This window comes from Pseudomonas arvensis (genome assembly GCF_056688935.1).
Genome location: NZ_CP162038.1, coordinates 5,330,392 through 5,356,494 on the forward strand (window position 1 = coordinate 5,330,392; position 26,103 = coordinate 5,356,494).

20 protein-coding genes are annotated in these 26,103 nt (G+C 56.2%); 8 read left to right on the forward strand and 12 right to left on the reverse strand.

Annotation, left to right across the window (positions count from 1 at the left end; translation table 11 throughout):
• The first annotated feature begins 307 nt into the window (after positions 1-307).
• From AB3G88_RS24190 to AB3G88_RS24200, 3 genes are all read left to right on the forward strand, one after another.
• Positions 308-1,321, forward strand: coding sequence for a helix-turn-helix transcriptional regulator (locus AB3G88_RS24190; protein WP_480451967.1), 1,014 nt, complete (start codon positions 308-310; stop codon positions 1,319-1,321).
• A gap of 36 nt (positions 1,322-1,357) precedes the next feature.
• Positions 1,358-2,008: a hypothetical protein gene (locus AB3G88_RS24195; RefSeq protein WP_480451969.1), complete on the forward strand. Its 651-nt coding sequence runs from the start codon at positions 1,358-1,360 to the stop codon at positions 2,006-2,008.
• Between the two features lie 90 nt (positions 2,009-2,098).
• Positions 2,099-2,776 (forward strand): hypothetical protein, encoded by a 678-nt coding sequence (locus AB3G88_RS24200; protein WP_480451971.1) that lies wholly within the window; start codon positions 2,099-2,101, stop codon positions 2,774-2,776.
• Here the strand turns inward: AB3G88_RS24200 and AB3G88_RS24205 are convergent.
• The 5 genes from AB3G88_RS24205 to AB3G88_RS24225 all read right to left on the reverse strand — a co-directional run bounded on the left by AB3G88_RS24205 (position 2,773) and on the right by AB3G88_RS24225 (position 5,944).
• Positions 2,773-2,982 (reverse strand): hypothetical protein, encoded by a 210-nt coding sequence (locus AB3G88_RS24205; protein ID WP_204125265.1) that lies wholly within the window; start codon positions 2,980-2,982, stop codon positions 2,773-2,775. The two genes, AB3G88_RS24200 and AB3G88_RS24205, sit on opposite strands and share 4 nt — an antisense overlap.
• Positions 2,983-3,535: 553 nt before the next feature.
• Entirely contained in the window at positions 3,536-4,096 is a 561-nt protein-coding gene (locus AB3G88_RS24210; protein ID WP_480451973.1) for a hypothetical protein, read from the reverse strand.
• Positions 4,093-4,608, reverse strand: a complete 516-nt coding sequence (locus AB3G88_RS24215) for a hypothetical protein (protein ID WP_480451975.1) — start codon at positions 4,606-4,608, stop codon at positions 4,093-4,095. Before AB3G88_RS24215 ends, AB3G88_RS24210 begins: the two co-directional genes overlap by 4 nt.
• Positions 4,609-4,778: 170 nt before the next feature.
• Entirely contained in the window at positions 4,779-5,609 is an 831-nt protein-coding gene (locus AB3G88_RS24220; RefSeq protein WP_480451977.1) for an HNH endonuclease, read from the reverse strand.
• 74 nt (positions 5,610-5,683) lie between these two features.
• Positions 5,684-5,944, reverse strand: coding sequence for a hypothetical protein (locus tag AB3G88_RS24225; protein ID WP_169858920.1), 261 nt, complete (start codon positions 5,942-5,944; stop codon positions 5,684-5,686).
• Positions 5,945-6,061: 117 nt separating this feature from the next.
• Between AB3G88_RS24225 and AB3G88_RS24230 the strand changes: the two genes are divergently transcribed.
• From AB3G88_RS24230 to AB3G88_RS24240, 3 genes are all read left to right on the forward strand, one after another.
• Entirely contained in the window at positions 6,062-6,937 is an 876-nt protein-coding gene (locus tag AB3G88_RS24230) for a helix-turn-helix transcriptional regulator (protein ID WP_480451979.1), read from the forward strand.
• A 144-nt stretch (positions 6,938-7,081) separates the two neighbouring features.
• Complete coding sequence (locus AB3G88_RS24235) at positions 7,082-7,759, forward strand: hypothetical protein (RefSeq protein ID WP_480451981.1); 678 nt, start codon at positions 7,082-7,084, stop codon at positions 7,757-7,759.
• 26 nt (positions 7,760-7,785) lie between these two features.
• Positions 7,786-7,950, forward strand: a complete 165-nt coding sequence (locus AB3G88_RS24240) for a hypothetical protein (RefSeq protein ID WP_175456232.1) — start codon at positions 7,786-7,788, stop codon at positions 7,948-7,950.
• Here AB3G88_RS24240 and recD read toward each other — a convergent pair.
• The 3 genes from recD to recC are packed head-to-tail and all read right to left on the reverse strand — an operon-like array spanning position 7,938 to position 17,169.
• Positions 7,938-10,031 (reverse strand): exodeoxyribonuclease V subunit alpha, encoded by a 2,094-nt coding sequence (gene recD / locus AB3G88_RS24245; RefSeq protein ID WP_480451984.1) that lies wholly within the window; start codon positions 10,029-10,031, stop codon positions 7,938-7,940. The genes AB3G88_RS24240 and recD overlap by 13 nt on opposite strands.
• Positions 10,028-13,702 carry an exodeoxyribonuclease V subunit beta gene (gene recB, locus AB3G88_RS24250; RefSeq protein ID WP_480451986.1) on the reverse strand — a complete coding sequence of 1,225 codons (3,675 nt, stop codon included), beginning with the start codon at positions 13,700-13,702 and terminating at the stop codon, positions 10,028-10,030. Before recB ends, recD begins: the two co-directional genes overlap by 4 nt.
• Positions 13,699-17,169 carry an exodeoxyribonuclease V subunit gamma gene (gene recC, locus AB3G88_RS24255; RefSeq protein ID WP_480451988.1) on the reverse strand — a complete coding sequence of 1,157 codons (3,471 nt, stop codon included), beginning with the start codon at positions 17,167-17,169 and terminating at the stop codon, positions 13,699-13,701. The genes recB and recC overlap by 4 nt, the downstream gene beginning before the upstream one ends.
• 525 nt (positions 17,170-17,694) lie before the next feature.
• On the opposite strand from recC, the gene AB3G88_RS24260 reads away from it, so the two are divergent.
• Entirely contained in the window at positions 17,695-18,024 is a 330-nt protein-coding gene (locus tag AB3G88_RS24260; protein WP_480451990.1) for a hypothetical protein, read from the forward strand.
• 51 nt (positions 18,025-18,075) lie between these two features.
• The gene (gene radC, locus AB3G88_RS24265; RefSeq protein ID WP_480451993.1) at positions 18,076-18,573 is read left to right on the forward strand and encodes a RadC family protein; all 498 of its coding nucleotides are present in this window, start codon (positions 18,076-18,078) and stop codon (positions 18,571-18,573) included.
• A 281-nt stretch (positions 18,574-18,854) separates the two neighbouring features.
• On the opposite strand, the gene AB3G88_RS24270 is transcribed toward radC, so the two are convergent.
• Genes AB3G88_RS24270 through AB3G88_RS24285 form a run of 4 tightly spaced genes read right to left on the reverse strand, consistent with a single transcriptional unit; the run spans position 18,855 to position 26,103 of the window.
• Positions 18,855-19,571 (reverse strand): M48 family metallopeptidase, encoded by a 717-nt coding sequence (locus tag AB3G88_RS24270; protein ID WP_480451994.1) that lies wholly within the window; start codon positions 19,569-19,571, stop codon positions 18,855-18,857.
• Positions 19,571-22,723, reverse strand: coding sequence for a type I restriction endonuclease subunit R (locus AB3G88_RS24275; RefSeq protein ID WP_480451996.1), 3,153 nt, complete (start codon positions 22,721-22,723; stop codon positions 19,571-19,573). Before AB3G88_RS24275 ends, AB3G88_RS24270 begins: the two co-directional genes overlap by 1 nt.
• Positions 22,724-22,742: 19 nt before the next feature.
• Entirely contained in the window at positions 22,743-24,716 is a 1,974-nt protein-coding gene (locus tag AB3G88_RS24280; RefSeq protein WP_480451998.1) for a DUF262 domain-containing protein, read from the reverse strand.
• A complete protein-coding gene (locus tag AB3G88_RS24285; RefSeq protein ID WP_480452000.1) occupies positions 24,709-26,103 on the reverse strand; it encodes a DUF262 domain-containing protein in 1,395 nt (464 codons plus the stop codon). Before AB3G88_RS24285 ends, AB3G88_RS24280 begins: the two co-directional genes overlap by 8 nt.

Here is a 26,103-nt window from a genome sequence, read left to right on the forward strand (position 1 = left end):
CTCATATTCTTCGGCGGATGGATCCATATCTTGACCAAATCTGAGCCCGCCCTGACGCATAAGAAGTCGTGCGCCTAGAGAAAAATGATGCCATATAGACATCATTCATGACTTTCCGCGATAGATCCATTGTTCATTAGTCTGCGACAAGGTATGACGCGAGGAATCGCAACGGAGCCCGGCCAAAAAGCGAAGCACAACCCAGACGGCAAGAATGGCCTTATATCCCAACACTTATGGCCAGTTGATATTGCCCGAGCTTCACGCCATGCTCTGCTCTTCGTGAGCCATAGTAAGGAAGCGAGCGTTGCCCACGCACTCGACCCGCAGAACCATCTCCCGCCAATGGGAAATGCTCAAACTGCTACCCAATCGTGCCCCCGGCGTGACCGCCGCCGAACTGCACCAGCAATTGGAAGAAGCCGGCCACCGCACGACAAAACGCACGGTTGAGCGAGACCTCAACGAGCTGTCGAGCCTGTTTCCACTGCACTGCAACGATAAAGGCATACCCTATGGTTGGTATTGGCAACCCGGTCGATCCATTGACCTGCCTGGCATTACGGTGGGAGAGGCATTAACCCTATGCCTGGTGGAAGACAGCATTCGTCCCTTGGTACCCGGACTGATGCTCAAAAGCCTGGAGCCTCGTTTCAGCCAAGCGCGACAGAAGCTCAAGGCATTGAGTGAGGAAAGTGCTTCGGCGCGCTGGATCGATAAGGTAGCCAGCGTACAACCGACGTTGAATCTGATTGCCCCAGACATCAAGGCTGAGCATCTAGACCTGCTTCAGCGAGCATTGCTCGAAGACCTGCAGTTGCTCTGCCTCTATCAGTCGGCGAACAAAAATCGCGTCCATGAGCTAACGCTCAATCCACTGGCAATGGTGCAACGCGGGCAAATCACCTACTTAGTGGCCTGCGCCGAAACATTCGACGACGTGCGACTTTACGCAGCACATCGCTTCGAAGCCGTCACAATGCTGGGTCAACCTGGCCGACGCCCTGCAGGCTTTGACCTGCGGAATTACATCCAGAGTGGTGCTATGCAGTTTGGCGCTACCCAAGCGATCCAATTACACGCTTGGGTCGACCCTGCCCTCGCCAAACGCCTGCACGAGACGCCGCTGTCGGAGGATATGACGCTAATTGCTGAATCAGATGGCGCTCGCTTGACCGCTACGGTCAACGATAGCTGGGAGCTGAAATGGTGGTTGCTGTCACAGACGGGCTCTATTCGTGTCGATGCGCCGACGACTTTGCGCCAGGTATTGATCGACTCTCAACGCCAAAGCCTGGCCCTGCATGACACCTCAATCTGACTGACCACTCTTCCCCATCCTAACTAGGCAGTCCTCATGCATTATCAAACCCTCAAGGCGCGCCACCGACTTGAACGCGACCATCACCCCGCCAACCTGACTCTGCGTGTGCACCGCTCCTTGAGCTGGTTGCAGCGCGCCGAGCAAACAGATGATTCCGACGGCCGTTTCGTTTTCCTGTGGATCGCCTTCAACGCGGCCTATGCCACTGACATCGACGAGAACTATCGGCTGTCCGAGCAGGAAACCTTCCGTGCGTTCCTGCGCAAGCTGTGCGATCTGGATCGCGAACGGCAGATCGAGAATCTGGTGTGGTCGGAATTTTCCGGAAGCATTCGAGTGCTGCTGGACAATCAGTACGTTTTTCAGAGTTTCTGGGATTACCAGAATGGCAAGATCACCCAAGAGCAATGGACCGAACGCTTCGCGGCAGGCCGACGTAGAGCACAGTCGGCTCTGGCGCAACGTGATACCGCTGAAGTGCTCGCCGTGCTGTTCAATCGAATCTACACCCTGCGCAATCAGATCATGCACGGCGGCGCCACCTGGAACAGCAGCATCAACCGACCCCAGTTGCGTGACTGCGGCAGCCTACTCGGCAAGTTGGTCCCGTTGATCATTGAGTTGATGCTGAATAATCCCGACACGCTTTGGGGTGATGCCTGCTACCCGGTGGTCCAGCTCTGACTTCCTCAGTCAGTATCGCGATTGCCACTTCCAGCTATAGGGGGAGCCACGGCTTCCCGTTTAACGTGTGTTGCAACAAGGAAATTTGCAATGAACAAGATGTTTGTCAGCCCATGGCTATTGGTTTCTCCCGAAGGCCCAATTACCTGCGCCCTTGATGAGCCGGGCCTGGTCCATATGCGTCAAGGTGATGCCGACGGCGCCTGCGGACCCTACGCCCTGATGATGGGCTTGATCACTCTGGGTGCGCTGAAGCGGGATCATATTGCCTACATGGGTGACTGGGATGGGCGCAGCCGCGAAGGCCGATTCCGTAACGCACTACGAGAGCATGGCGCATTGGTTTCCCGGGGAACGACCACAGAGGACCTGATTGGCCTGGCTGAGCATTTTCGCCGTGAAGGCATCCTGCCCGAGCTGGTCAATGGCAATAAGAAAGAGCTCGTGGAAGCTGTACAGAAAGAAATCAAGCGCGAAGCTGTTGCTCTGATCTGCGTGAGCTGGTCAAAACTTGAAGGCCATTGGTTGATGGTCGTGGGGCGTCAAGGCTATGAGGATAATGGTGTCTACCAACCCACTCACCTACTGTGCCTGGACCCGCTCAGCGAAGCACCCAAGTCATCACTGTGGAACGCGGTCATCGCCGTTTATGACGAAGAAGGAAAAGCAGTGCGCGGCGGCACCTACTCCTGCGATCATTGGGGCATGGACGGCCAGGTATCGCCCTGCAAGCTGGATCAGTTGTTGACGCTCTGCCTGGAGAGCTAATGCACACTGCCCAAGCCTTGGGCCTCGAGGATCATGCGGTCCAGCATTGCGAGCATGTCGTCGACATCAATGTCCTGGAACCGGCCATTCGCCTCCTGATCAAGGATCATGGCGGCGAATTCTTCGCTGTACTCGACCACTGCCTCAGCTTCAACCTCCGTGGGTGATAGGTCATCCGCGTGACTGTCAGTTTCATCGTTACGCATCGCGAACCTCGCATCGAAATGGGACTTCAGTTGAACGGTCGCAACAGCTTGGCCTTGAAGATCTCTAGCCCCGTCGCAGGCCGGACATCCAGGTCGACGTGCTGGCATGAAGGGCAAGCCGAAAACCAATCTTTGCCCTCACGCAGCGCATCGCTGGGTGGCACCGTTGTTTTATGCCAATGGCATTGGGGGCAAGTGAATGTGAAGGGATGGGGCGGCCAGGGCATAGAGATAACCTGTTAGTCGTAAACATAATTGAGTAGTGGACGCCGTACTGTGTCAGGCCGAATCACCGGCGCGTTTTTCCAGCTCCTGTTTCATCTCGTTGTATTCACGGAAGAACTCATAGCCCTTTTTTACAACGACGATGACGCCAATAACTGCGAACAGATTTTTCATGCTACGGCCCCTTATGGTTGGCTGATTCAAGCGGTTCGGATCGGTATAAACCATTTGTCCTGCTGATGAGGCGAGCATGAGGGAGCAGCGCGACAAGACGTGTCGTGATCGGATGATCCGTCGGCGTTTTACTGACTACTGCAGCTTGCGCGCACTACACCTGCAAGAGCCCATTCACCAATCTATAAGCCTCAGGCAATGCCATCTTCCCGCCTTCCACCGCCTCGATCAGCCGGAGCGCCTTATCTGCGCTGATGACATCTTTCTCGATAACCTCTCGAAGTGACGAAATAAATCCGGACTTATCCAACAGCGTGACAGCTCCCATGCGTTCCTTGGCCTCCATCTCAGCCAAACGCTCCTGATAGACCAGCAACAACTCCTGCTTGCGACCCTCTGACATCGCACCGCCGCGAATCCAGCGCGAGACTCCGTAGGCCAGAACACCACCGGCGGCCGCAGCACCTAGCGCCCAGCCAAGTGGCGTCGCAGCCACGGCAGTGACACCTACCCAACCGGCGGCCGTGGTGAGGACCGGAATACTGGTCACACCTGCGATACTCGCCATAGTGCCTGCTGCCGCGGCTCCGAGGCCGATACCGAGCGTGCTGATGCCCATTTCACCCAAGATGCGTACACGGTCGTGGGGCGAACGCTCAAGCTCATCGATGACCTTGAGTAGCTGCTTTTTGCTGACCTTCGGTTGCTGACTCATGATGCTTTCGCCGATGCCAATTCAGTCATGATGTTCTGGAGCGTCTCAATGAACAGATCGAAGAACGCCCGGGCGATCTCGATCAGGTTCTGCGGAAGATCCAGCAAGCTCACTCCTCCGTCGTCCCCTGTCGGATGCTTATCGCTTTGATGACCGGTGACCGCGATCGCCAAGCCAAGCAGTCCCCCCAAGGGAGCCAACAACGAACCGAGCAATGGAATCGCAGCAACTAGCGAAGCAATAGCCGCGCCCAATACCGTGCCAATGGCCAAGCCCTTATGCGCCATGATGAAGTCGCGCAACTTCATCACGATCAGCTTGCCGATGGAGACAACCTTGTTACCGATACGCTGAGTCACGTTAACCAGCTCTTTAAGTCGTACGGCGATTTCGGGCGACAGACCGCATTCGCGTAACCAGAGATAGAGATCGCTGCTGGCCATGGAATCACTCTCGGCTTGCATGAGTGCAAGCTCCAACTCGGCTTGAGCCTTTGAACGGATTGCGGTCATCGCACTTCCTTTTTTACCCTTCCGTGAATTTCAATTCAGCACTTGCTGAAATCGTTTTTTCGGTTCTCCATCGGTCTGCGACGATGAAGTGCTCTACTGGCAATGAAGCTGGTGGTACGGAAAATACTCGGTACTCAATCCTTTGGCCTAACAACGATTAACACGAGCCGCTAGCTGCGGAATACGTGCTCGCGATGCCAAGCCAAGTAGTTCAAATGGCGGTCATGAAGACTACGCAACCGGCACTGCGCGTTAATGCCCAGTGCCAGTTGCAGTTCAGTGGTCAGGGCTTGCGCAATTACAATATCGCCCTTCTCGGTGAAGCTGATCAGCCCCAGATCAAAGGCTTGATCCAGGTTGGGCGTCAGAAGCAATCCGTTAAAGGGATCGAGGCGCTCCAGATGCGTGGCGTCACGCCATGGTTTAATGTGTGACGCGCGCAGCATGGAAGCGAGCGCAAAGCCACTCACAGCACAACCTTGCCAATGCTCGAGCAGCGCCTGGCGATAGACGCCTTGTCCTACTCGCGCTCGGATGATGGCTTCACGTTCAGTCGTACCGATCTGCTGCCCAATAGGCGATCGCTCGAAGAGCTCAATCAAGCTGACTTCGTCTTCCACCTGCTTCTCGATGCTCACCAACTCACCGCCAAGCACGCCAAACAAACTGAGCAAGTCGTCTACATTAGCCACATTGACTGCGATTCCGGTTTTGCTGGTAGAGCCCGGCGCAAACGGAAACGCTTCCAGGCTGGTACTTTTGTAAGTCTCATTGGGTACTCCCCGCGTCAGCGCCTTGATTTGCGCCCAATGCGCCGATTTCCGGTATGCCGGATGCAGCACCAATGGCTGGCGCCCAACGCTTCGGCCGGTGGCGTAATGCTTGACGAATAGCGGATGCTCAAGCCCCGGGTGCACATAACCCCGCGCATAGGCTCTTTCGTACTTCCTGCTGCAACCGTTGCCTTCCAGAAGCCTGCAAATTTCTAGCGAATCGAGCATGTACTCCTCCTAATGTCTACACCGTATCGGAGCCAAATCACGGGGCCTTGCACCAAGGCCCTCGTGCCTCACACCTAGGGCAGCAAAGCCTGCAGAATCTCCACCTTGCGCTGCAACTGCTCCACATGAGCCTTCTCCGCCCGAAGCGCCGATTTCAACTCGCGATTCTCTTCGGTGTGCCAGCTCAGCCGCTGCTGGCGCTCCTTCGTGGTCGCATGCCAATGCTCGAGCAATCTCCAGGCTTTGTTAGTCTGCAGATACTGCACCAAAAGCATCAGCAGGATCATCAACAGCATCAGCATCGCTACCGACGCCGTCCAATCCCAACCATCCATAAACATATCCCTCATGTCGTCAACTCCAAACTTGCCAGAGTCACGATATGTAGTGTTAAACGACACGTCTAGAATGTAGACTTATACAGGTAAAGTATTCACTCACATGGAGGCGACATGAAACGCAAGCAAACCATCGCGCAGGTCCGTTGGGACCTCGCCCTTCGCTACCGACTGATCGAAACTGTCGCGTGGTGGGAAGGCCGGCTGACCACGGTGCACTTGACGCAGAGCTTCGGCATCAGCCGTCAGCAAGCATCCAAGGACATCAACACCTACATCACCGAGCATGCGCCTAAAAACCTTACATATGATCGACAGATCAAGGGTTACGTGCCGAGCAAACAATTCAAGCCACTGTTCATCGATGACAGCGCCAGCGCCTACCTACACCTGCTTTACCAGAACAATGCTCGAGCGCCACACGTTGAGGGGCTGGCGTTAGCCTACGCCCATACCAAAGTACTGGAAGTGCCTGATCGCTCAATCAAGGCTGAGATACTGCGACCACTGCTCAAGGCTTGCCGAGAGCATCTACGTCTGGATATCGACTACGTTTCGCTAAACAGTCCGGAGCCTGAAGGGCGAACTATCGCGCCACATACGCTGGTTTACACAGGCATGCGCTGGCATGTGCGTGCTTACTGCGAAAAAAACCGCGAGTACCGAGACTTTGTGCTGAGTCGACTGCGTGGCGTACCTGATTTGATGGATGGCGAAACCGAGAATGGCATCTCGGGCGACGACCAATGGAATAGTGAAGTTAACGTCATCATCAAGCCGGATGAACGTCTGACGTTAACCCAGAAAGCGATAATCCAAGAGGACTTCGGGATGGTCGATGGGCGACTGCAGATTCCCTGTCGCCAAGCGCTGGTCAAGTATGTGCTGCAGCGGTATCAAATTGATCCGAAGAACATGGACCCGAAACCAGAGGCGCAACAGATCGTAGTGGAGAACCTGAAGGAGTTGAAACCTTGGCTATATGACTGATACAGGCCCCTTCGACTGCTACGTTCGCGACAACCTTGCCACTGGTGGTCGATCTCAAATAAGACCGAGTCCTGACGCTGTACGACATGATCTGTCGCGCCAGGTGATTAAGCTCTGCATCAGTCCCCACGAGAGAACACGATATTGAATAATCCGGAAGCCTTGAACCTGGTGAAAAACACCTTCACCGAGATCCTAAACGCCCCCGACGTGTCCGCACTGAAAGAGATGCTGACCAACCATCCGACGCTGAATAATTGGCAAATGGACCGCAGCAAGTATCCGGAACTGCAGCTTGAATTGACGGCCAAGGACATCAGTTCGCTCATGGCTGACAAGCTTGACGAGGATCTGCGTCTGCATGCTGATCTCAGCGCCCGACTTGAAACCCCCTTGGAAAAACTGCTCTACGCCCTGGCCTGGAAAAACGGCGACCTGCAGAAAGTGGCGCACATCATCAAGGGAGCAGCAGACGTCAGACCAACTGCGCTGACTAACGGCCCCGGCCAGGTGTTCAGACAGTTCGGTCGGCATCTGGCTGATCGCTCGGAATCAATTGTCGATCAGCACGTCCTTCGTGCCTTTGAACTCTATGAACAGATGAACACCCCCAACTCTGCCAAGGTTAAGGCCATTCGCAAGAAGATCAGCTGGGACAAGGACGTCGCATGCATCGAACGCTACAAGCTCTGGCTCAACGAGCACTTTAACGAGCGCCAAGATTCGGAACCGGGATTCGTGGTGAATATCGACATGGTGCTCTTCGCGCTCGGTCGAGCAATAAAGATCACCCGCACGCGTGGTAACGGCGAAGAAGATTAAACCCCACATTCATCAAGGAAAGCGCCATGAAAACCTACCGAGCCTTCATGCAACGTGTGGTCGCTACCGCCGGCCCCCAAGCCAACTTCACCATCACTGTTCAGGCGGTGACCTCCGCCATGGCAAAGGTCACCGCTGAAGCGCAGTACCCAGGCTATAAATGCCTGAACGCACCTACTCAGGTGCGTTGAATTTTCGCCAGTTCGTCTTGCAGTTGCAGCGCCAGCCCGCTGGTACGCTGCACATTGCGACTCACCGCACCCTCGAACACGCCCGGCCTGGCTTCGACCAGACTGAACCAACTCTTGGCCCGGGTAATGGCGGTGTACAACAACTCCTTGGTCAACACAGGGTTCAACGCATCGGGCAGTACCAATGCCGTATGGTTGAACTCCGACCCCTGGGATTTGTGCACCGTCATGGCGAAGACAGTCTCAACTTCCACCAGCCGACTCGGCATCACGAAACGTACGCCACCACTACCATCGTTTCGCGGGAAGGCCACACGTAGAACCAGCTCTGCGGAGGGTCCTGGTATCCATAGTGCGATACCAATGTCACCATTCATCAAGTTCAAATTGTAATCATTGCGAGTGACCAGTACCGGACGCCCTTCGTACCAACCCTGTTCCCCCGACAACAGTTCACAGCGGCGTAATTCGGCGGCCACTCGCTGATTCAGCCCCTCAACCCCCCAAGGTCCGCGACGTAACGCACAGAGCAGGCGGAACTCGTCGAACGCGGTCAACACTTTGCCAGCCCAACCAGCCCATAGGTCACCGTCCCAGGCAGTGTCCCTCGCGGGACGCTGGTCCCGCAGCTGCTCAAGGTAATGACGGTAACCAGGAGCATCGCCTTTACCGTTGATAATCAAGTCAGTGAGCGCGGCATCATGCTCGCCTCGCAACTTGAGGTTGAACAGCTGCTCTAATTGCTGATCCAGCAGGATTCGTGCTTCAGCGGCATTTTTCTCATTGACCAACTTCGCCAGGCGTCCGATGCCTTGCTGGGCGTCGAAGCGCCGGGAGTAACGCAGCATGACGGTCTGTTGGGCCAGTGGATCACCCAGACCGACTGCCGTTTGCAACCCCGGAGCACTGACCGCCTCGCCACTATGGGCTTTCAACCAGGCCGTAGTCTGCTCGCTGTAGCCACCGGCTTCGGCATCACGACACAGGTCGCCCAATACCGAACCCGCATCCACCGACGCCAGCTGATCCTTGTCACCCAGCAGGATCAAGCGGGCCTGACGGGGCAAGGCATCGAGCAGGCAGGCCATCATTTCTAGGTCAATCATCGACGCCTCGTCGACCACCAACACATCCAGCTCCAGCGGCTTATCCCGGTGGTGAATGAAGTTGCGCGAATCCGGTCGGCTGCCCAGCAATCGGTGCAAAGTAGAAACATCGGTCGGAATCGCCTCGCACACCGGGGCGCTCACAGGCAATTCACGGACAGCCTTGCCGATGGATTCGGACAAGCGTGCAGCCGCCTTGCCGGTGGGTGCGGCGAGACGAATTCGCAGCGGCTTCCCTTCTTCCACGGCGGGGGTTTGCAGCAGTCCCAGCAGGCGCACCACAGAGGTGGTCTTGCCGGTGCCGGGGCCGCCGGTGATGACACTGAAATTGCCCCGTGCCGCCAGTGCGCAGGCAATTTTCTGCCAGTCGCTACCGCGCTCACCCTTGACCTCAAAGGCGTCCGGGAACAAGGCATCGAGCCGACTGGAGAGGTTGTGCGGCGTCACCGCTTCCACACTTAAACGGCGACTCAACGCCTGAGCAATGCTGCGCTCGTAGTTCCAGTAACGGCGCAGGTATAGGCGCTGCCCGGTCAACACCAGCGGCCGTTCCGGGAAGCGCTGTAGCCCGTCCCGGTCCTCCACTAGCGGGCTCAAGGTTAACGCCTGGCGCCACTGGGCGATGTCCAGGCCCAGCAACCACTGTGACGGTAGCTGGCTGCCCTCCTCGCCTTCAGGTGGCAACGACAACACAAAGTCCGGGGCATGCAACGTGGCGGCCAGATCCAGGCAGGAATGCCCGCGCCCCAGTTGATGACTGGTCATCGCGGCGGCCAGCAACACACTGGCTTGGGCCTGGGGGTCCTGCTCAAGAATGAAGGTGGCGAACGAACGATCCAGCGCGCGCAACCAGCCACGGTTCACCCAATTGTCCAGTTGATGCAGCAGCTCCGTGCCGCTGGCATCTCCTATGAACACCGCCGGGTGGTCAACGTTGCGCTGGCTGTTGCTGAGTTGCTTAAGGGTCTGGCTCATGCGCTGGCCTCCGCGTGTTGCCCCATGAATAGTTGGTCCAGCTGTTCAATTAATTGCCGCGGCGGCCTTTCGAAATGAACGCCTTGAGTCGGTGCCTGGTGGCCACGGACGAACAGATACAACGCCCCGCCCATTTGCTGTTCATAGTCATAACCCGGAAGACGCAGCTTGAGCTGGCGATGCAAGGCCAGCAGGTACAAACACAGTTGTAGGTCGTAACGCTTGTCCAGCATCGTCGCGACCATCGCATCGGCGTCGTAGGCCTGATCGTTGCTACCCAGCCAGTTGGATTTGTAGTCCGCCACGTAGTAGCGACCTTGATGTTCAAACGTCAGGTCGATGAAACCTTTGAACATGCCGTTCAATTCGTTGGAGGCCAGCACGGGACGCGGCGCACCGCCCAACGTGTATTGCCGCACCAGCGCATCAAGGCGCTGAACGTTTACGGATCGGCTGGAAAACCAGAACTCCATTTCTACCTGATAGGTGCTCAGGGTCGAGAGTTTGCACTGGGTACCGTTGAATCGCAGTGGTACATTCAGATAGCTGCCCAGCCAAGCAGACAGAGGTTCGATCCAAGTCTCCCAATCACGCAGGTTGCAGCGTCGGGCAACGGTGTTGTGCAGGACTTCAGCTTCGCCAGCAGTCTTGGCGAAGCCTTCGCGGCCGGCCCATTCGAACAACCCGTGCAAAAAGGTGCCCGGGCCCGCACCCCGAGGAAAACCGTGAATCCCAGCCCCTGCAGGCAAGGTTTCAGCTTCGTCTTCCTCCTGCAAATTTGCTTCCACCGCAGTCGCCGGCTCAAGACTGACACCCGGCTCTGCCCCCATCAGGACATTGCCGTCAGCAATGGCCAAGGCGGAGTAACTGGCAATCCACCAGTTCGCCGCGAGCTTGTGCAAAGGGCGCAATGCCGGCCCCACCGACGGTGGAGCTGGCGCCGCATGCACATCGTCGGACGACACCGGCGCTGCGCAGACCTCAATGTCCGTGCAGCCGTTGGCCAAGGCCTCGACCACGCCGGGCAGTTGCGCCGCTGCGATCGGCTTCTCACCCGCCAGCATGTAGCCCAAACCGGCCTTGTGCAGATCCGTCGATGTGCCTCCTGCCCTGGAGCCCTGAGGCGCCACACAGATCCAGGTGGCATAACGGGCTCGCGTCAGGGCAACGTAGAGCAGGCGCATCTCTTCGCCCATGCGCTCATCGTTGGCAAGCGCCTGTGCCGGTTTGGCCAGATCGCCCTTGATCAGCTCGATCACCAGACCCTTGTCGTCGTGGAACATAGGCGGTGTTGTGCTTCGGCCATCGATCGCCCTGGCGCTACAGGCAAACGGCAGCAGCACCAATGGGTATTCCAGGCCCTTGGACTTGTGCACGGTGATGACCTTGATCAGGTCCGAATCGCTTTCCAGGCGCAGAATTTCTTCTTCGCTCTGGCCATCGACCTGCTCGGCCAGGTGGCGGATCAACGCATGCTCGCCATCGAGTTCGGCGGCGCTGCGTTGCAACCATTCGGCCAGATGCAACAGGTTGGTCAAGCGCCGCTCACCCTGATCTTCCAGAAGCAAACGGGCCGGCACCTTGAACGTGGCAAGCAGCTTTCTCAGCATCGGCAGCACGCCTTGTTGTTGCCACAACACCCGAAAATCGCGGAACAGCAAAACCTGTTGCTCCCAGAACAACTCATCCTGGTTCAATTTCTCCAGCGTCTGCCATGTCAGCCCGACGCTGCGGGTCGCCATTGCCGCACGCACCAGCCGATCGCTGGTGGGTTGAGCGCACGCCCGCAGGATATACAGAAGGTCTTTGGCCTCTTCGCTTTCGAAGACTGAGTCCCTGTCGGAGAGATAGACGCTGGCCAGTTGTCGATGCGCCAGGGCTTTGCGGATGGCTTCGGCCTCCTTGCGATTGCGCACCAGAATGGCGATATCGGCGGGCCGCAAGGCGACGAATTCACCATTACCTTTCAGTAAACCGGAACGCTCGGTTGCAGCGGGATCAAGCCAGGCCTGAATCGCCGATGCGGAGGCTTCAGCGGCTTTACGCAAGTAGGTGGCGTTATTGACCACTCCCTCGGTTTCCAGCTGCCAGAAAGTCAAGGCAGGTTGATTCGTACTCTTGATCTGCAACACATCGTCGCGCCCATTGGCCTGGACGGTGTTGAACGGCACCGGGTTGCCTTGGTCTTCTGTGGCGAACCGAAACGCGCCGCGAGGCTGGGCTTCAGCGAACCGGAAGCAGTGGTTGACCGCGTCGACCATCGCCTTCGTGGAACGATAGTTGGTCCCCAGTGTGTAATGACGGCCAGCCGTGGCCTCGCGCGCCTGGAGGTAGGTGTAGATGTCCGCGCCACGGAAGGAATAGATCGCCTGTTTCGGGTCACCGATCATGAACAGGCCACAGTCATCCAGGTTGGCGGGAATGCGGTAAATGGTTTCGAAGATCCGGTATTGAACTGGATCGGTGTCCTGGAATTCATCGATCAAGGCGACCGGGTACTGCTTGCGAATGGTCTCGGCCAGACGCGGACCGGACGGGCCCTGCAAGGCCTGGTCAAGACGATTGAGCAGGTCGTCAAAACCGACTTCGGCACGGCGGCGCTTTTCTTCATCGAAGCGCTCGCGCACTTCATGCAAGGCGTGCAGCAGCAGTTGGGCGCGGATATCCACTTTGGCGTCGCGCTGTTCGACCCACAGGTCGATCGCCTCGAACGCCTGATGCTTGGGCACCATGGCCTTGCCCTTGAGTTTTATGCCGGTCTGGCCGAAGGCGTGCACGTTATGCGGCGCAGGTTGCCCCCTGGACCACTGTGCCAACTTGTTCAGCAGACCGTTGAAGACATCATCCTGATCGATTTTTCTGTAGGTATTGCCATTCATGTGAGGACGAATGCTGCGCAACACCTCCTCGAGCTCTTTCTGATGCTCAAGCCAAAGCTTGCGAGCGTTACGCTCCAGGTCGCCGACCATTGCGTACCATTCGCCAGGCTCCTTGAGTAACGCCTGCAACGAGCCAGGTGCTTCAAGGGGCTGGGTTTTATATTGATAGGTCGCGTCCCGGCGCGTCAGCAACGAACCGAGTGCATCCCCCAGGTCCTGTGGGCTTTTGAAACAATCACCGATGGCTCGGGCTTGCTCCACCGGTAATTCATAGAAGTGCCGACGCCAATAATCCCTGACAACCTCGGCCAGCAATTCGCTCTGATCGGTTTCCAGTGTCTGGGTGAACAGGCTGCCACTGTCGAAGGCATGCTCACGCAACATCCGATAGCACCAGCCATGGATGGTCGAGACCGCCGCTTCATCCATCCACTCACCCGCCAGTTGCAGCCGGCGCGCGCAATCGGGCCATTCCTGCGGCGGGTACTCGGCACGCAGTTGCTGCAGCAGCTTGTCGTGTTCACGATCAGACTTCAGAAAACACTGCGCCGCTTCGGTCAAACGCGCACGAATACGGTCGCGTAGTTCCTGGGTCGCGGCATCAGTGAAGGTTACGACCAGAATCTGCGGTGGTGTCAGCAGGTCCTTGAAGGCGGCTTCACCTCCATGACCAAGCACAAGGCGCACGTACAACAAGGCGATGGTGAAGGTTTTGCCGGTACCGGCACTCGCCTCGATCAATCGGCTGCCATGCAGGGGAAAGTCGATGGGGTTGAGATTTAGCGGTTTCATTGGTCGCTCCCTGCGCGGCTCGAAGAAAGATGATTGAACAGTCCGCCATACAGGCGCGTGGCCCATGAGGCGAAATGACCGGAGGCACACAGTTGGTCGAAGTCCGCGTATGCACGGCGCAAGGCGAAAGAGCTGTCCGCCTCTCCAGTGCGCATGTAGCCCCCCTCGAACGTCTCGCGGGCTTTCTCGGAAGTCGCGTCGCTGTCTTCCCCGCCTTCCCCCACTTCCTCGAGCCAGGCGAATGCGCTTTTGCAGGCGACCGGCAGCGGCTCACGCATGCCCGCCACCCAAGCCTCGAGCAGCGACTGCAACTGTTCCTGAGCTTGTTGCGCCGGCATTGGCCGGAATACTACGTCCCCGTTCAAGCTGACCAGAATCGTGGTGCAGCCCGGTTCACTCAGTTGCAATGCCAGATGGCGCACCCAGGGACGAACCAGGTTGTGCCAGCGCCAACTGTCGTCGTTGCATAGCTTCTTGCTGTCCAGCTGCAAGTAGGCTCGCTCACCTTGGGCATTGCGGCGAATGCCACCCAGCCAGTCACTCAATCCAGGGGTCGGTTCGTGCGCCGCGATCTTTGCTGCGGTCTGGCCCTCCTCGATTTCCGGCCACGCCTGCAACTGCGCGTGATAACGCTCCAGCATGTCCGGCAGTGGCTCGGCCAATGCCGATGCGCTCAACGTGCCGAAGCCGCCCAGCGGCAACTTGCCTTCACGCTGTAAACGCTGCACATGCAGATCAAGCTCGGCCACCGCGTTCTCAGGTCGATAGTCCTCTTCTACCCAACGCTTGAGCGCCTGGCTGAGTCGGTCCTGGTGTTGCCAGTTCTCAAGGCCGTCGAGCTGAAAGGTTTCGTCGTCACGGCTGGTCAATTCGTCATTGTCGAAATTGACCTTGAGCCGCTGCTGGAAGAATGCCCCGACGGGGTCGCGTACAAACCCAGCCAGTTGGCGCAGGGCCAATGGCGTGTCTTGCGCGAGCTTTGGCAATACGTCGACCGAGAGTTCCTCCGCCCGCGACTCATGCACCTCACGCCACTCATGGGAATAGGTAAACAGTCCATCAGGCCCGGGCTGGTCGGCAAAGTAGGCCGCGCTGAAAGGCTGTAGCGGATGTTCCTGGGTCAAGGCATGCAGCAGCGACACAGGCGGCGCCGATCGCCAGCCACTGGCCAGGTGATCACGCAGCTGACCGATCAGTACCGAGGGTACCCGCTCGCTATTGTCGCGGATGTTGCGGCCAACCCAGCTGACGTAAAGCTGCTCTCGGGCCGACAACAACGCCTCCAGCAACAGGTAGCGGTCATCTTCACGGCGGGAGCGGTCACCGGGGCGGTAATCGTTGCGCATCAGGTCGAAATCGACTGGCGACTGTTGGCGCGGATAATCGCCATCGTTCATGCCCAGCAGGCACACCACTTTGAACGGGATCGCACGCATCGGCATCAACGTGCAGAAGTTCACTGCACCGGCGAGAAACCGCTGCGACAAGCCGCCCTCCTCTATGCCGGAAAGCCAGGTTTCATGCATCACGCTCAACGGCAAGGGCTCGGCGAACTGCGCGGACTCGCAAGTGCGCAGCCAGTCATCGAGCAGCTTGAGCAATTGGTTGACCAGCAACTCTTCGGCATCCCCCACCGGGCGGAAGAACACCTTCAACAGCGATTGCAGGCGCTCGACCCAGAGTACTGGCGTGACCGGCTGCTGCAGCTCCTCACGGGCAATTTCCAGATGATCGAGCAAGGTCAACAGAGGTCCCGCCAGTGTGGCTTCCAGACCAGAAACCTCGTCATAGGGCTCGATTCCATTCAGCTCAGGCCCTTGGCCGGCCGCGTAGCCCAATAACATGCGGCGCATACCAAAGCGCCAAGTGTTTTGCTCCAGGCCCGCAGGCATATCCAGGCTTTCGCGCTGCTGCGCATCGAGGCCCCAGCGCACACCGGCACCGTCGATCCAGCGCTGCAGGATCGGCACATCCGCTTCCTTGATGCCGAAGCGCGCCCGCAGCGCCGGCACATCCAGCAGGTCGAGAATATCGCTGACGGCGAAGCGGCTATGGGGCAGTTTAAGCAAGTGTTCGAGGGCGATCAGCAATGGCTGGCGGCCACGCTGCCCCTGGTCGGCCAGGGTAAACGGCAGATAACGAGGGTCATGACGCGGCACCTGACCGAACACGGCCTCGATATGCGGTGCATACGCATTGATGTCCGGCACCATCACAATCACATCACGCGGTCTTAGCTCAGGATTGGCACTGAAGCGAGCGAGCAACTGATCGTGCAACACTTCCACTTCACGCTGCGCACTGTGGACCACGTGAAAGCGTACCGAACGATCCTGTGCAACATCGACAGGGCCCCATACTTCGAGGGTTTCAGCCAAAGGACGCAATTCAAGAATGTCGCTTTGCAATTGGCCCAGCAGGCTGGAAGGTGGCTCGTCATTGAACAGGTCGATACGCCCGCCGTTTAGGCCCTCGAAAAGGTGTCGATAACTCGCCGGCTCGTCATAGTGGTCGAGCAAATTGATGTAGTCGCGACCTTGCTTACCCCACGCGGCGAGCAAAGGCTGGCCATGTTGGCTCGTAGCCATAGAGGCACTTCTGTTTGGCTGACGGCGATAGGCATGACCCAGCAAGTCTTTGTCAGCGACAATATCGCCCCAGTGATGGCGACAAGGGTTATGCACACACAGCAACACCTGGCTGTAGCGCGAGAGTATGGCCAGGGCTTCCAGAACCTGTGCCGGCATAGATGAAATGCCAAACACCACCACACGCCGAGGTAAACCATTCGGGGCCTGCCCTGCTTCACGCAGGTGTGCGACAAAACGCTTGTGAACACCGGCACGGCTCTGCTCAAGAGCGCCCTCGCCAACATCCGCCAGTACTTCACGCCACAGCTCCGCCTGCCACAGGTTGTCGGGATCCAGCGGCTTCACACCGCCTTTGATGTGCTTTAGCTGATCACGCCCGGCCGCCCAGTCCTCCAGCCAATCGGCGCGATAGACCTGATACTGATCAAACAGGTCCGCCAGCCGCTCGGAGAGTTGGTAGAGTTTGCGCTGATCGTCATCCTCCTGAAGGAATCGCCGCAAACTGCTGAAATTGGTTTTACTTAGTAATTGAGGCAGCAAGCGCATGAGTCGCCAACTCAGTGCCGCCTTGTCCAGCGGGGAGGACTCTGGTGTCGTCTCAGCCCCCAATACAGACCTGTAGGTCTGCCAAAGGAAACGCGCAGGAAGTTGCACATCCAACGCTGCTGCGATACCGCAGCCACCGTTATCAGGATCTTCAGCCAGCGCCAGCTTCAACCATTGAGCAATGCCGTTGCTGTGCACCAGCACGACTTCGTTTTCCAGCGGGGCCAACGGGTAGCGCTGCATCCAGATCACCGCTAGCTCACGCAAATCGTCCAAGCGATTGCCGTGAATAATCATGAAGCCGGGCTTCAACGAATCCGCATCCTGCATACGCCACCCTCAGATCTGAAAACGCAGCTCTGTGGTACAGAGCTGCAAAAGGCCATCACTTTAAAACGATATGGCTACACGCCACCAGCCCGAAGAAGGTCAGCACATCCATCCACAGGAGCCGAGCATAGGTTGCCCAAGGAGGAGAGCAAATGCTGGGTGTTTGCACAGGTCAACTTCTCACGCACATACCCAACCGTTTCTGCTAAGACGACAGTTAGAAAGAAACTAAAAGGCGTAAAAATCTGTGCTGTTTATTGACAGTCCACGGCCGGCTACCCAATTCCACCAACGGCAAGTGATGCTCAAATGAAACGGCTCAAATATCCAAAGTCTCTCGTAGATCATCAGCTCCTAGATGACTTTTTCGGGGCAAATAACTCTCCGAATTGGTCAAAGTCTCATTCAAAAAAAAAATTCAAACCTATATCACCTCTGTGAACGCCCACCGCATCAACTGCGGCAGGGATTTTGGCGTGCCTGCCTCTTTGGCTCAGTACGCTCATCACTTGAGAGGATCTACGTATGTATGCCCCTTGCCCTAGCTGCAACTCTGGACGTGTCATAACGAAAAATATTGGTAAGCAAACAGGTGGTTTGATTGGCGCTGCTGGCGGTGCAGTCAGCGGGGCCGCCGGAGCACTGTCGGGAGCGGAAGCCGGTGCAGTACTCGGCATAGTCGGCGGGCCCGTTGGGATCGCTGTGGGCAGTATCGCTGGCGCCATACTTGGAGGGCTGTTTGGTGGTGCTGCCGGCGGAATCGCTGGAGCCACGCTGGGTGAACAGATTGATGACAGGGTGCTGGATAACTATCAGTGCCTGGAATGCGGTTACAGCTTCAGCATCAACCGTTAAGTCGTTACTCAATCCCCCTCCGTTTTCACGCACTCGTACAGGAATATCCGCATGAAATATCACAAGCTCATAGCCGGTGAAACTACGGGTACCTATGTCATGGAATCCCCTGTCACCGAAGCTGACATCCTGCAGATGGCACAACAACTGGCGATGAGTCGCCTGGCTAAAGGTCGGGCCCTGACTGAGCCGAAGCAGGTCTTCAGCCACCTGCAAACACTGCTGCGGTACCACGAGCACGAAATCTTTGCATTACTGCTGCTCGATACCAAACACCGGGTTATTGGCTTCAGGGAGCTATTCCAAGGCACGCTGGATGGTGCCAACGTGTATCCAAGGGAAGTGGTCAAGATAGCCCTAGAGCACAATGCGGCAGCCGTGATTTTGGTCCACAACCATCCTTCCGGTGACCCAGAACCCAGCCAAGCCGATCGCACGCTAACCACGACCCTCAAGAAAGCGCTGAACCTGGTTGGTACCCGAATATTGGATCATGTGGTTGGAGGTCATGAAGGCTGTGTGTCGTTGGCTGAACGAGGTTACCTGTAACTCATAGGCTCACACCGTCCGATAGACTGCCCTTGGCTAATGCCAGGGCAGTCATCCCCCTCCCAGCTATTTTTTTGCATTGAGCGCTATTACTCAGCGTCGGCTGCTACCGACACCATCGCGGCCATCACCAAAGGCCTTGGTGTTTGACGTCCACAGATAACTGGTTCTGTGAAAAACGTGGCCGGTCCTTCCGGTTTATAGCGATTCAAGAGAAAAGAAGGGTTGGAGGTGGCTTTCGCTGACGGCTGTAGAGCGCTTCTGTGAGGGCTTGAGCAGCTTCACTCTTTCCAAACCTCCGCAGTCAGCGGCAACTCATTCAACTCGGCGCGGGCCTCGCGCCAGGTTGGAAAATGCTCCCCAAGGATCGAGATAAAGCGCTCATTGTGGGTGGGTTCAAGCAGGTGAACCATCTCGTGAACGATCACGTACTCAAGCAGGTCTTTCGGCTTCTTCACCAACTCGGTGTTCAGTCGAATGTTCCCTGCTTGATGGTTACAGCTGCCCCATTTGGTTTTCATCCGCTGCAGGTAATAACTAGCCACCTTCACCTTCAGCTTGCACTCCCACTTATTGATCAACACCGGCACCACGGCATGCAGTTGCCGCTTCTGCCATTCGTGCATCACTTCGGCGCGCTTTTGCGCATCGCTGCCGGGGCGAACAGTTAAGGTGATGCGTTTGTGGTCGAGCACCACCGATGGCTTGGCGTCCAGGTGGTTAACCACCATCAGGTAGCGTCGCCCCCAGACATAGTGGCTTTCTCTTTCCACAAACTGACGCGGCGCCTCACGCGCCTGCGCTTCCAGTTTGCTCTGTTGCTCGCGAATCCAACCCAGCCTAGAAATAGCATAAGCCCGAGCGACTTCAAGCCGCGTGCTTGTTGGGGCGACTAACGTTACCCGCCCCTCTGGCGGGTGCACACTCAGGTGGACATTCTTGATGTCTTTCCTGGTCACCGAAATTGAAATATCGCCCAGCTCAATAATCTCGTTCATCAATAGCCCTGTTGGTTCTTGATAATCTCGAATATTGCCGAAGTCGCTACACGGTCACGCCCCATTAGAGGGAAGAGCGCATTAAGAACCTGCGCTTCCCGTGCAGGGTCTCCTCGCCAGGATGCAGGGGCCGATCCGCGCATGGCTAGATCAATATCCAAAGCCAGTTTCACCTTTGCCCCTTCGTCTTTCGGGCACTGGAAGGTGGTCGTTGCAATGCTGTCGAGGTTGTTAAAAAGAACAATAGCTTCCCGGTGGCCGTTAAGTGCAGCCGGAGAGTTACTTGGTCCTTTCTGCCCCAACTGTCTGACCAGCGCCTCGGCCTTACGCAAAAACTCCTCGTAAGCGGCCGCATCATCACGACTCTGTTTGATCAGATCTTCAAGCAACCTCGACATACCCTCGTAGAACTTCGGGTCTGTCAGTTGCTCACGAATGATGGTCTTACGTACGTTGTTGATAATGCCTTCGGCAATCGCACCCTTGGAGAGCGTGCCCTTGGCGTTGAGCTTTTTGGCGATTGCATCGTGAACACCAGTCTGAACGATCAGCTCAACCAGCGAGAAATTATCGACCGTGCTCATCGGGTCGGCAGGGTCTGCCTGAATATAGGTATTGAGCAGATGCCGCATGTCCGATTCGAATGGCTTGATATCCAGCTCTTCGCCGGAATGTTTCTTTATCGCCTCACGCAAGTCTGCATAGAACTGCACCTCAGTCTGCAGCCTGCCGGCTTCAGCAGCCGAGTAACCGGCTTCCGTGAGGTGTTGCGCCAAGTCGGCAAACGCTCGCACAAATGAAGCCACCATTTTATAAAAGGACACCCGCAGAGCTTCGGTCTCATCCAGCGCATCGGCGTTAGCGGCAACACCACAGAAGTAATGGATAAACTGTTCAACCTCACGGGGTGGGACCACGGGGGCGCACAAGTAACTCAATGCCTCACGGGCAGCGTCCAGTTGCTTCTTCCCTTCGACCAGCCAGTTCTTCAGCTCAACGTTGTTATTGCCCCCGCTGCCTGCGTCGACATCCAACTCGTCAGAGGTGTACACCGAAATGGCGTCTTGCACGTCGCCGAACAGCTCTTTGAAGTCGACGATATAGCCAAAGTCCTTGTCATCACCGTCGAGCCGGTTGGTGCGGCAAATTGCCTGGAACAGGTTATGGTCCCGCAGCTCGTTGTCCAGATAGATGTAGGAGCAACTGGGCGCATCGAAGCCAGTAAGCAGCTTGCTGACCACGATGAGTAGCTTCAGGTTGGCCGGTTCCTCAATGAAGCGACGCTTGGTCTCTTCTTCATAAGCGGTGGTGGTCTGGCCCGGCTTCAGCACGTTCTGCGTATAAGTATCGAACTTGTAACGCTCGTCGCTTTGCGCCGGCTCGCGGGAAATTGCGTTGTGGTTCGGCTCATAGGACGTGATGATTCCGCAATATGTGCCGAAATAGGTGTTCTTAAACAACCGGAAGTAGTGACAGGCATCATAGATGCTGGCGGCCACCAGAATGGCCGTTCCTCGGTCATTGTTCAGTCGTGGCTTTAAGCCAAAATCCTCAATGATACTAGCGACGATGCGCTGCTTACGCTCACCAGCACTCATGAGCGACTCCATGGTGGCCCATCGTTTGCGCAGGATCGATTTCTGGTAATTATTCAGAGCTTTGGTTGCTCGTTCAAACCATGCATCGATTCCGTCCCGCGAAGTCAAACGCTGCGGTACGTCGCGCGCTTCATACTTAAGGTCCAACACGACCTTATCCGCCACCGCTTCGTGAAATTTGTAGGTATGGATGTAAGTGCCGAACACGTCGCGCGTAGTCTGCTTGTCCTTACGCAGCAACGGTGTACCGGTAAAGCCAATAAACAGGGCATTGGCCAGCCACTGCTTCATTTGCTTGTTCATGTCACCGCCTTGGGTACGGTGACATTCATCCACGAAGACATAGAAACGCCCATGCATGGGCGGTGCCGGCACGCTCAAATCAGGCTCAAACTTGTGTAGCAAGGCACATAGCAGGCGTGGTGCGGCAGCTGAGAGCTTCTGCACAAGATCGGCGCGCGAGGTAATGCGTGGCGAGGGCGAGTCGTTGCCGATTACCCCGGCATTACGCATCACTCCGGAAATTTGCTTGTCCAGCTCGTCGCGATCCGTGATGACCAGAATGCGCGCCTCAGGATCATGCTCCAGCAACCACTTGGCGATCAGCACCATCAGAATGCTCTTGCCACTGCCCTGGGTATGCCAGATAACCCCGCCCTCTTTACGCCGAACCCGCTCCTGCGCGGCCTTCACTGCAGCGTATTGATGAGGGCGCGGCACCTTCTTGATACCCGCATCGAAGATGATGAAGTTGCGAATCAGATCGAGTAAACGAGACTTCTCACACATCTGCGCCAGCGGGTCGTCCAGCAAGTAACCAGACAGTGGCACTTCTGCAGCCAGTAGCACTTCGTAGCGAGCAGGCATCTCCTGCAGGGTATTCAACTGTTCAGGCCCAGCTTTCAGGGAAGACGCCTTCCACTCGACAAAAAACTCGGCGCGGGTAGTCGCCGTGCCGTAGTGCAAGCCCTGAGAGTCACTGCCAGCGAAGACCAACTGCACTGTACTGAAGAAACCTTTGTTGAAGATTTCCTCCTGGTTGGTGATCAGTTGGTTAATACCATCGCCCACCTCTACCGAACTACGCTTGAGCTCAATCACACCGATGGCGATACCGTTCAGATAAATCACCAAATCAGGGCGGCGCTCATGACCACCGCGCAAGGTCACTTCTTCGGCAATGGAGAAGTCATTGCGTTCAGGCTGCTCCCAATCAACCAGATGCACCGTTTCGTGGGCCTGCCCAACGGCTACCTGTACCGGCACGCCGTAACGCAGCAGTTGGTAGGTGCGCAAATTAGCCTGATACAGCGTGATGCCAGTGGCATCAGCCGCTGTTATCAGCTTTTGCAGCGCCGCCGATATCTGTGCATCGGAGTAGCCGCGCTGCTTCAGGTTTGCCTGCAACAGCTCGACTTCAATGTTGCGATTTTGCCCACGCTTGCTCCACTCACCCAGGTAGTTGTAGTCAAGACAATCAGGCCGCGACTTGTCCGTAAACAAAGCCAAAACACGATTCTGGGTGCTACGTTCGGAGCGAGGTTGTTGAATCATCAGGTGCATCCTGCAGGGTTTACTCGGGTTCGTGTTTGCTGACGAGGCTGTTGAGCAACACGTTATTCATTTTTTCGGAGTGGGCGCGTATGGCGTCGGCATCCCAAGATTCTGTTTCCATCATCAAATACTGTTTAACGCTATCGATGGTGTTGTTCTTATAAAACTCTTTCTTGGCCGCGGGCATGAAATTGCTCAGCCGAGAATTCTTGCTGTGGCTGATCAGGCATAGATTGCCGAACGAATTGAGCGTGTCGGCATCGAGCTGCACCTGTCCGTCTAGCGGATGCTGAGGGTAGTAATGCTCCACCGAACTACGGAAGGTGAATTCATAGGATTTAACCTTGTCATTCGTCCCGAGCTCAAGCCAAAGCAGATAGTCCAGGAAGTTGAAAATCAGGTTGTTTTCGATATTGCCGAACGTCAACCGAGACTCCACCGTCTCTGCCGCAATGCTTTCGCGGCGTGTCTGACAGGCGCCCCGATTGGTATAGATCATCGCAAAGTAATCCCGGCCTGCCTCTTGGGCCAGAAAGCGATCAAAGACAAACGCCTTTGCTACCGACTCCATGTGCCGCAGATAAACCTGAGCATCAATCTGCTCAGCGTAAAACAGGTGAAACAGTGCCGCATTCAGCCAGTGCTTGTAAACCAGCGTTGGCGTAGAAACATGAAATGCTGACAGCAACATCAGGATGCGGCGGTTGATGCCTTCATTGCCGTCCTCTTCGCCGAAGGTATTCACATAACTCCCCCGTCCGGCGCTGCTGTGATCGCCGCCTTTGTTCCACTTGAAGCGTTTGAGACTCCAACCATCCGAGCCCTTGATGAACTCGCGCTTGATCACATATTGGTCAAACAGATACTTGCAACGCAGCAGGCTAAAGGTAAAACGCTTCACTGCCGCAACAGGGTCTGGCTGCTTGAGCACATGAGCCTCAAAGGTATCGAGCAGGCGTTTGTCATCCAATGGGATGTCCGCTCGCGTTTCGACACGCAGTACATGCAACAGAAAGTTGGGAAAATTAATCACCGTGTTGAAGCGATCTGGCGCCTCCTCACCTGACTCACCCTGCTTCGCAGCGACCGGGACCTTGGCAATGATCTGATCAAGAGTCATGCGAGTGTCCTGCCGGGCAGTCACCTCCTGAGTTTTGTGCAGTGCAGCCCGAAGCGAATCGAAGTCGGCGAGTTGAAACTGTCCCCAGTCCCCTTCGCCAAAAATGCTGCCACGTTGGCCAGGCGTGAAGCCCATTTGCACATAGCGCTCCATGTTCGCGCAGGCTTCCCATACTGCATGCAGGCAATTCTGACTCTGCTCGCAGCCCTGCAACTGCTCCATCATCCGCGCCTTGAGCACCTCGTGCTTTTCCAGCTGCTCACCGCGATTATTCATGATCTCGAAGTAATGGTTCAGGTCCGTATCCGCCGGCACTTTCACCCGCATGATTTGCACGTAGCCAAACAAGTAGTCGGCGAATTGCTGAGGTGAAACTCCGTTCTCATTCAGCTTCTGCGGCAAGACTTTGTGGATAAGGCGGTAGCCATTGAGGATGCCGGTATTGATCTGTTTCTTAGTCAAAACCTCTGCGGGGTCGTCATTGAACTTCTTCTCGAAGATAGCCGCAAAGGTTGCGCGCGAATGCTCGCGGCTATCGAAGTGGATACTCAGGTTTGAATACCAGGCAAGCTCGACAGCCTTGGTGTTTTTCAGATACGACGTCAGCAACGACAGGGTCGTCAGCCGCTGTTGGCCGTCAATGGTTTCAAATACCGGTGTTTTGATGTCCGGGCGCTCGTACACCACCAAGGTGCCAATGTAGTAATTTCGCGCTTTATCGTCCTTCTTCGGCAGGTAATCGATCACGTCCTGAATCAGCTGCGTGATTTCGCCCTCCTCCCAGGCGTAATTGCGCTGATACATCGGGATGACGTACTCGTCCCGACCGCTGAGCAGTGCCTTGATGGAGAGCTGACTGATTTCCCTACTCATAGTATTTCATCGCCTTGAACAGAGCTTCGATCTCATCGGTTCTGGTTGACTTCTGGCCGCTCAATACCGGCAGGCTGCAATTAATAAAGTCAGCAGGACGTGTGGCTTCCTTGATCAACCTGAAAAGATTGTTCTCCAACACGTGGTTATCCATGCTGGCCAGCTGCACCACCTGCATCTTCAGGCGCAGGCTATACGCCCAGATGAAAATCTTCTCGATGGCGCGGGAGATATCCGAGTGACCGAACTTGTCGATGTAGTAAATCAAAAGGCAATCGAACATCGCCCGTACGTAGCAATCGCCGGTGCGGGTTCTTGCCGGGTAGCTATTGAGGGTTTTCATGATGGTTTTCGCATAGCCATCGAGTCCTTCAGCGCCCACCAGTTCATGCCCGCTCCAGGACTCGGCGCTGATCCGCGCCACCTTGCCCTGATAGTGGCTGATCAGCTCAAAAAAGCGCCGGCCATTGATGATGATCTGATCCAGATGGAAGGGGAAACCAAGCTCGCGCGAGTCGATCTTGCGCTCGTACTGCCCGTTGTAATTATCGACAAAATGGTGGGCGATACGCAGTTGCTCTACATAGGGGTAGCTGGCCACCGTATCGATATTCACGCCCTTGAATAAGTCACCGTCATCCTTGCTGAAGTAACGCGCCGAAACACCTTTCGACCAATTTCGGATGCGGTACAGGTACTGCGAGAACAGTGTGGCCAACGCCTCAGTGTCACTGCTTTCCCAATGCGCCACTGTGGCCGCCTTCAATGGCTCGTCACGCGGGCTGAATTCACGCAGATGGTAAGCCTTGAGCAAGTCATGAGGCTCCAGATCCCGGCCACGCGCATTCTGCGAGTCGAAAAACTGGAAGGCTTCCGACACATCGCTCAAGGCCACCGCCACGACCTGGCACTTGTTCAGGAAGAAGTCGATATGTGCCTCGGTAAAGTCCGCACGGGAAACGATGCGGGCCACCTCAAGGTAATTGTTGTGGATATTTTTTTGTGATATCTCACTGGTAAAACTGGGGTTCACCATCGCTTGTCCAAGCTCGATCAACCGCTTCTGCAGGTCATTGCGTTCGAGCTTTTTTTCCTTGTTCCGCTGGATCAACGCACGGACAGCCAGCAGCAGGCTAATGGTCCGCTGCTGGCCATCGACGATGTTTCTAATTTCACCCTCCTGGTGAAACACGATGGTGCCCAAGCGGTAGGCCGACTTGTCCTTATGAATGGCGATATCGGAGAACAGTTGGTTAATGTTCTTACCGGTCCATTTGTATGGGCGCTGGTACAGGGGGATATCCAGCGCAGAATCCATGAGCAGTTCGTAAACGCTGATGATCTTGCTGGATAGTTCAGTAGCCTGCAGCGCTTGAGTCGCTTCCAT

Bases quoted from the DNA above. Each gene is read 5' to 3' on its own strand.
- AB3G88_RS24195 (WP_480451969.1), top strand. From the start codon at position 1,358: ATGCATTATCAAACCCTCAAGGCGCGCCACCGACTTGAACGCGACCAT.
- AB3G88_RS24200 (WP_480451971.1), top strand. From the start codon at position 2,099: ATGAACAAGATGTTTGTCAGCCCATGGCTATTGGTTTCTCCCGAAGGC.
- AB3G88_RS24205 (WP_204125265.1), bottom strand. From the start codon at position 2,982: ATGCGTAACGATGAAACTGACAGTCACGCGGATGACCTATCACCCACG.
- AB3G88_RS24210 (WP_480451973.1), bottom strand. From the start codon at position 4,096: ATGAGTCAGCAACCGAAGGTCAGCAAAAAGCAGCTACTCAAGGTCATC.
- AB3G88_RS24215 (WP_480451975.1), bottom strand. From the start codon at position 4,608: ATGACCGCAATCCGTTCAAAGGCTCAAGCCGAGTTGGAGCTTGCACTC.
- AB3G88_RS24220 (WP_480451977.1), bottom strand. From the start codon at position 5,609: ATGCTCGATTCGCTAGAAATTTGCAGGCTTCTGGAAGGCAACGGTTGC.
- AB3G88_RS24225 (WP_169858920.1), bottom strand. From the start codon at position 5,944: ATGGATGGTTGGGATTGGACGGCGTCGGTAGCGATGCTGATGCTGTTG.
- AB3G88_RS24230 (WP_480451979.1), top strand. From the start codon at position 6,062: ATGAAACGCAAGCAAACCATCGCGCAGGTCCGTTGGGACCTCGCCCTT.
- AB3G88_RS24240 (WP_175456232.1), top strand. From the start codon at position 7,786: ATGAAAACCTACCGAGCCTTCATGCAACGTGTGGTCGCTACCGCCGGC.
- recD (WP_480451984.1), bottom strand. From the start codon at position 10,031: ATGAGCCAGACCCTTAAGCAACTCAGCAACAGCCAGCGCAACGTTGAC.
- recB (WP_480451986.1), bottom strand. From the start codon at position 13,702: ATGAAACCGCTAAATCTCAACCCCATCGACTTTCCCCTGCATGGCAGC.
- recC (WP_480451988.1), bottom strand. From the start codon at position 17,169: ATGCAGGATGCGGATTCGTTGAAGCCCGGCTTCATGATTATTCACGGC.
- AB3G88_RS24260 (WP_480451990.1), top strand. From the start codon at position 17,695: ATGTATGCCCCTTGCCCTAGCTGCAACTCTGGACGTGTCATAACGAAA.
- radC (WP_480451993.1), top strand. From the start codon at position 18,076: ATGAAATATCACAAGCTCATAGCCGGTGAAACTACGGGTACCTATGTC.
- AB3G88_RS24270 (WP_480451994.1), bottom strand. From the start codon at position 19,571: ATGAACGAGATTATTGAGCTGGGCGATATTTCAATTTCGGTGACCAGG.
- AB3G88_RS24275 (WP_480451996.1), bottom strand. From the start codon at position 22,723: ATGATTCAACAACCTCGCTCCGAACGTAGCACCCAGAATCGTGTTTTG.
- AB3G88_RS24280 (WP_480451998.1), bottom strand. From the start codon at position 24,716: ATGAGTAGGGAAATCAGTCAGCTCTCCATCAAGGCACTGCTCAGCGGT.
- AB3G88_RS24285 (WP_480452000.1), bottom strand. From the start codon at position 26,103: ATGGAAGCGACTCAAGCGCTGCAGGCTACTGAACTATCCAGCAAGATC.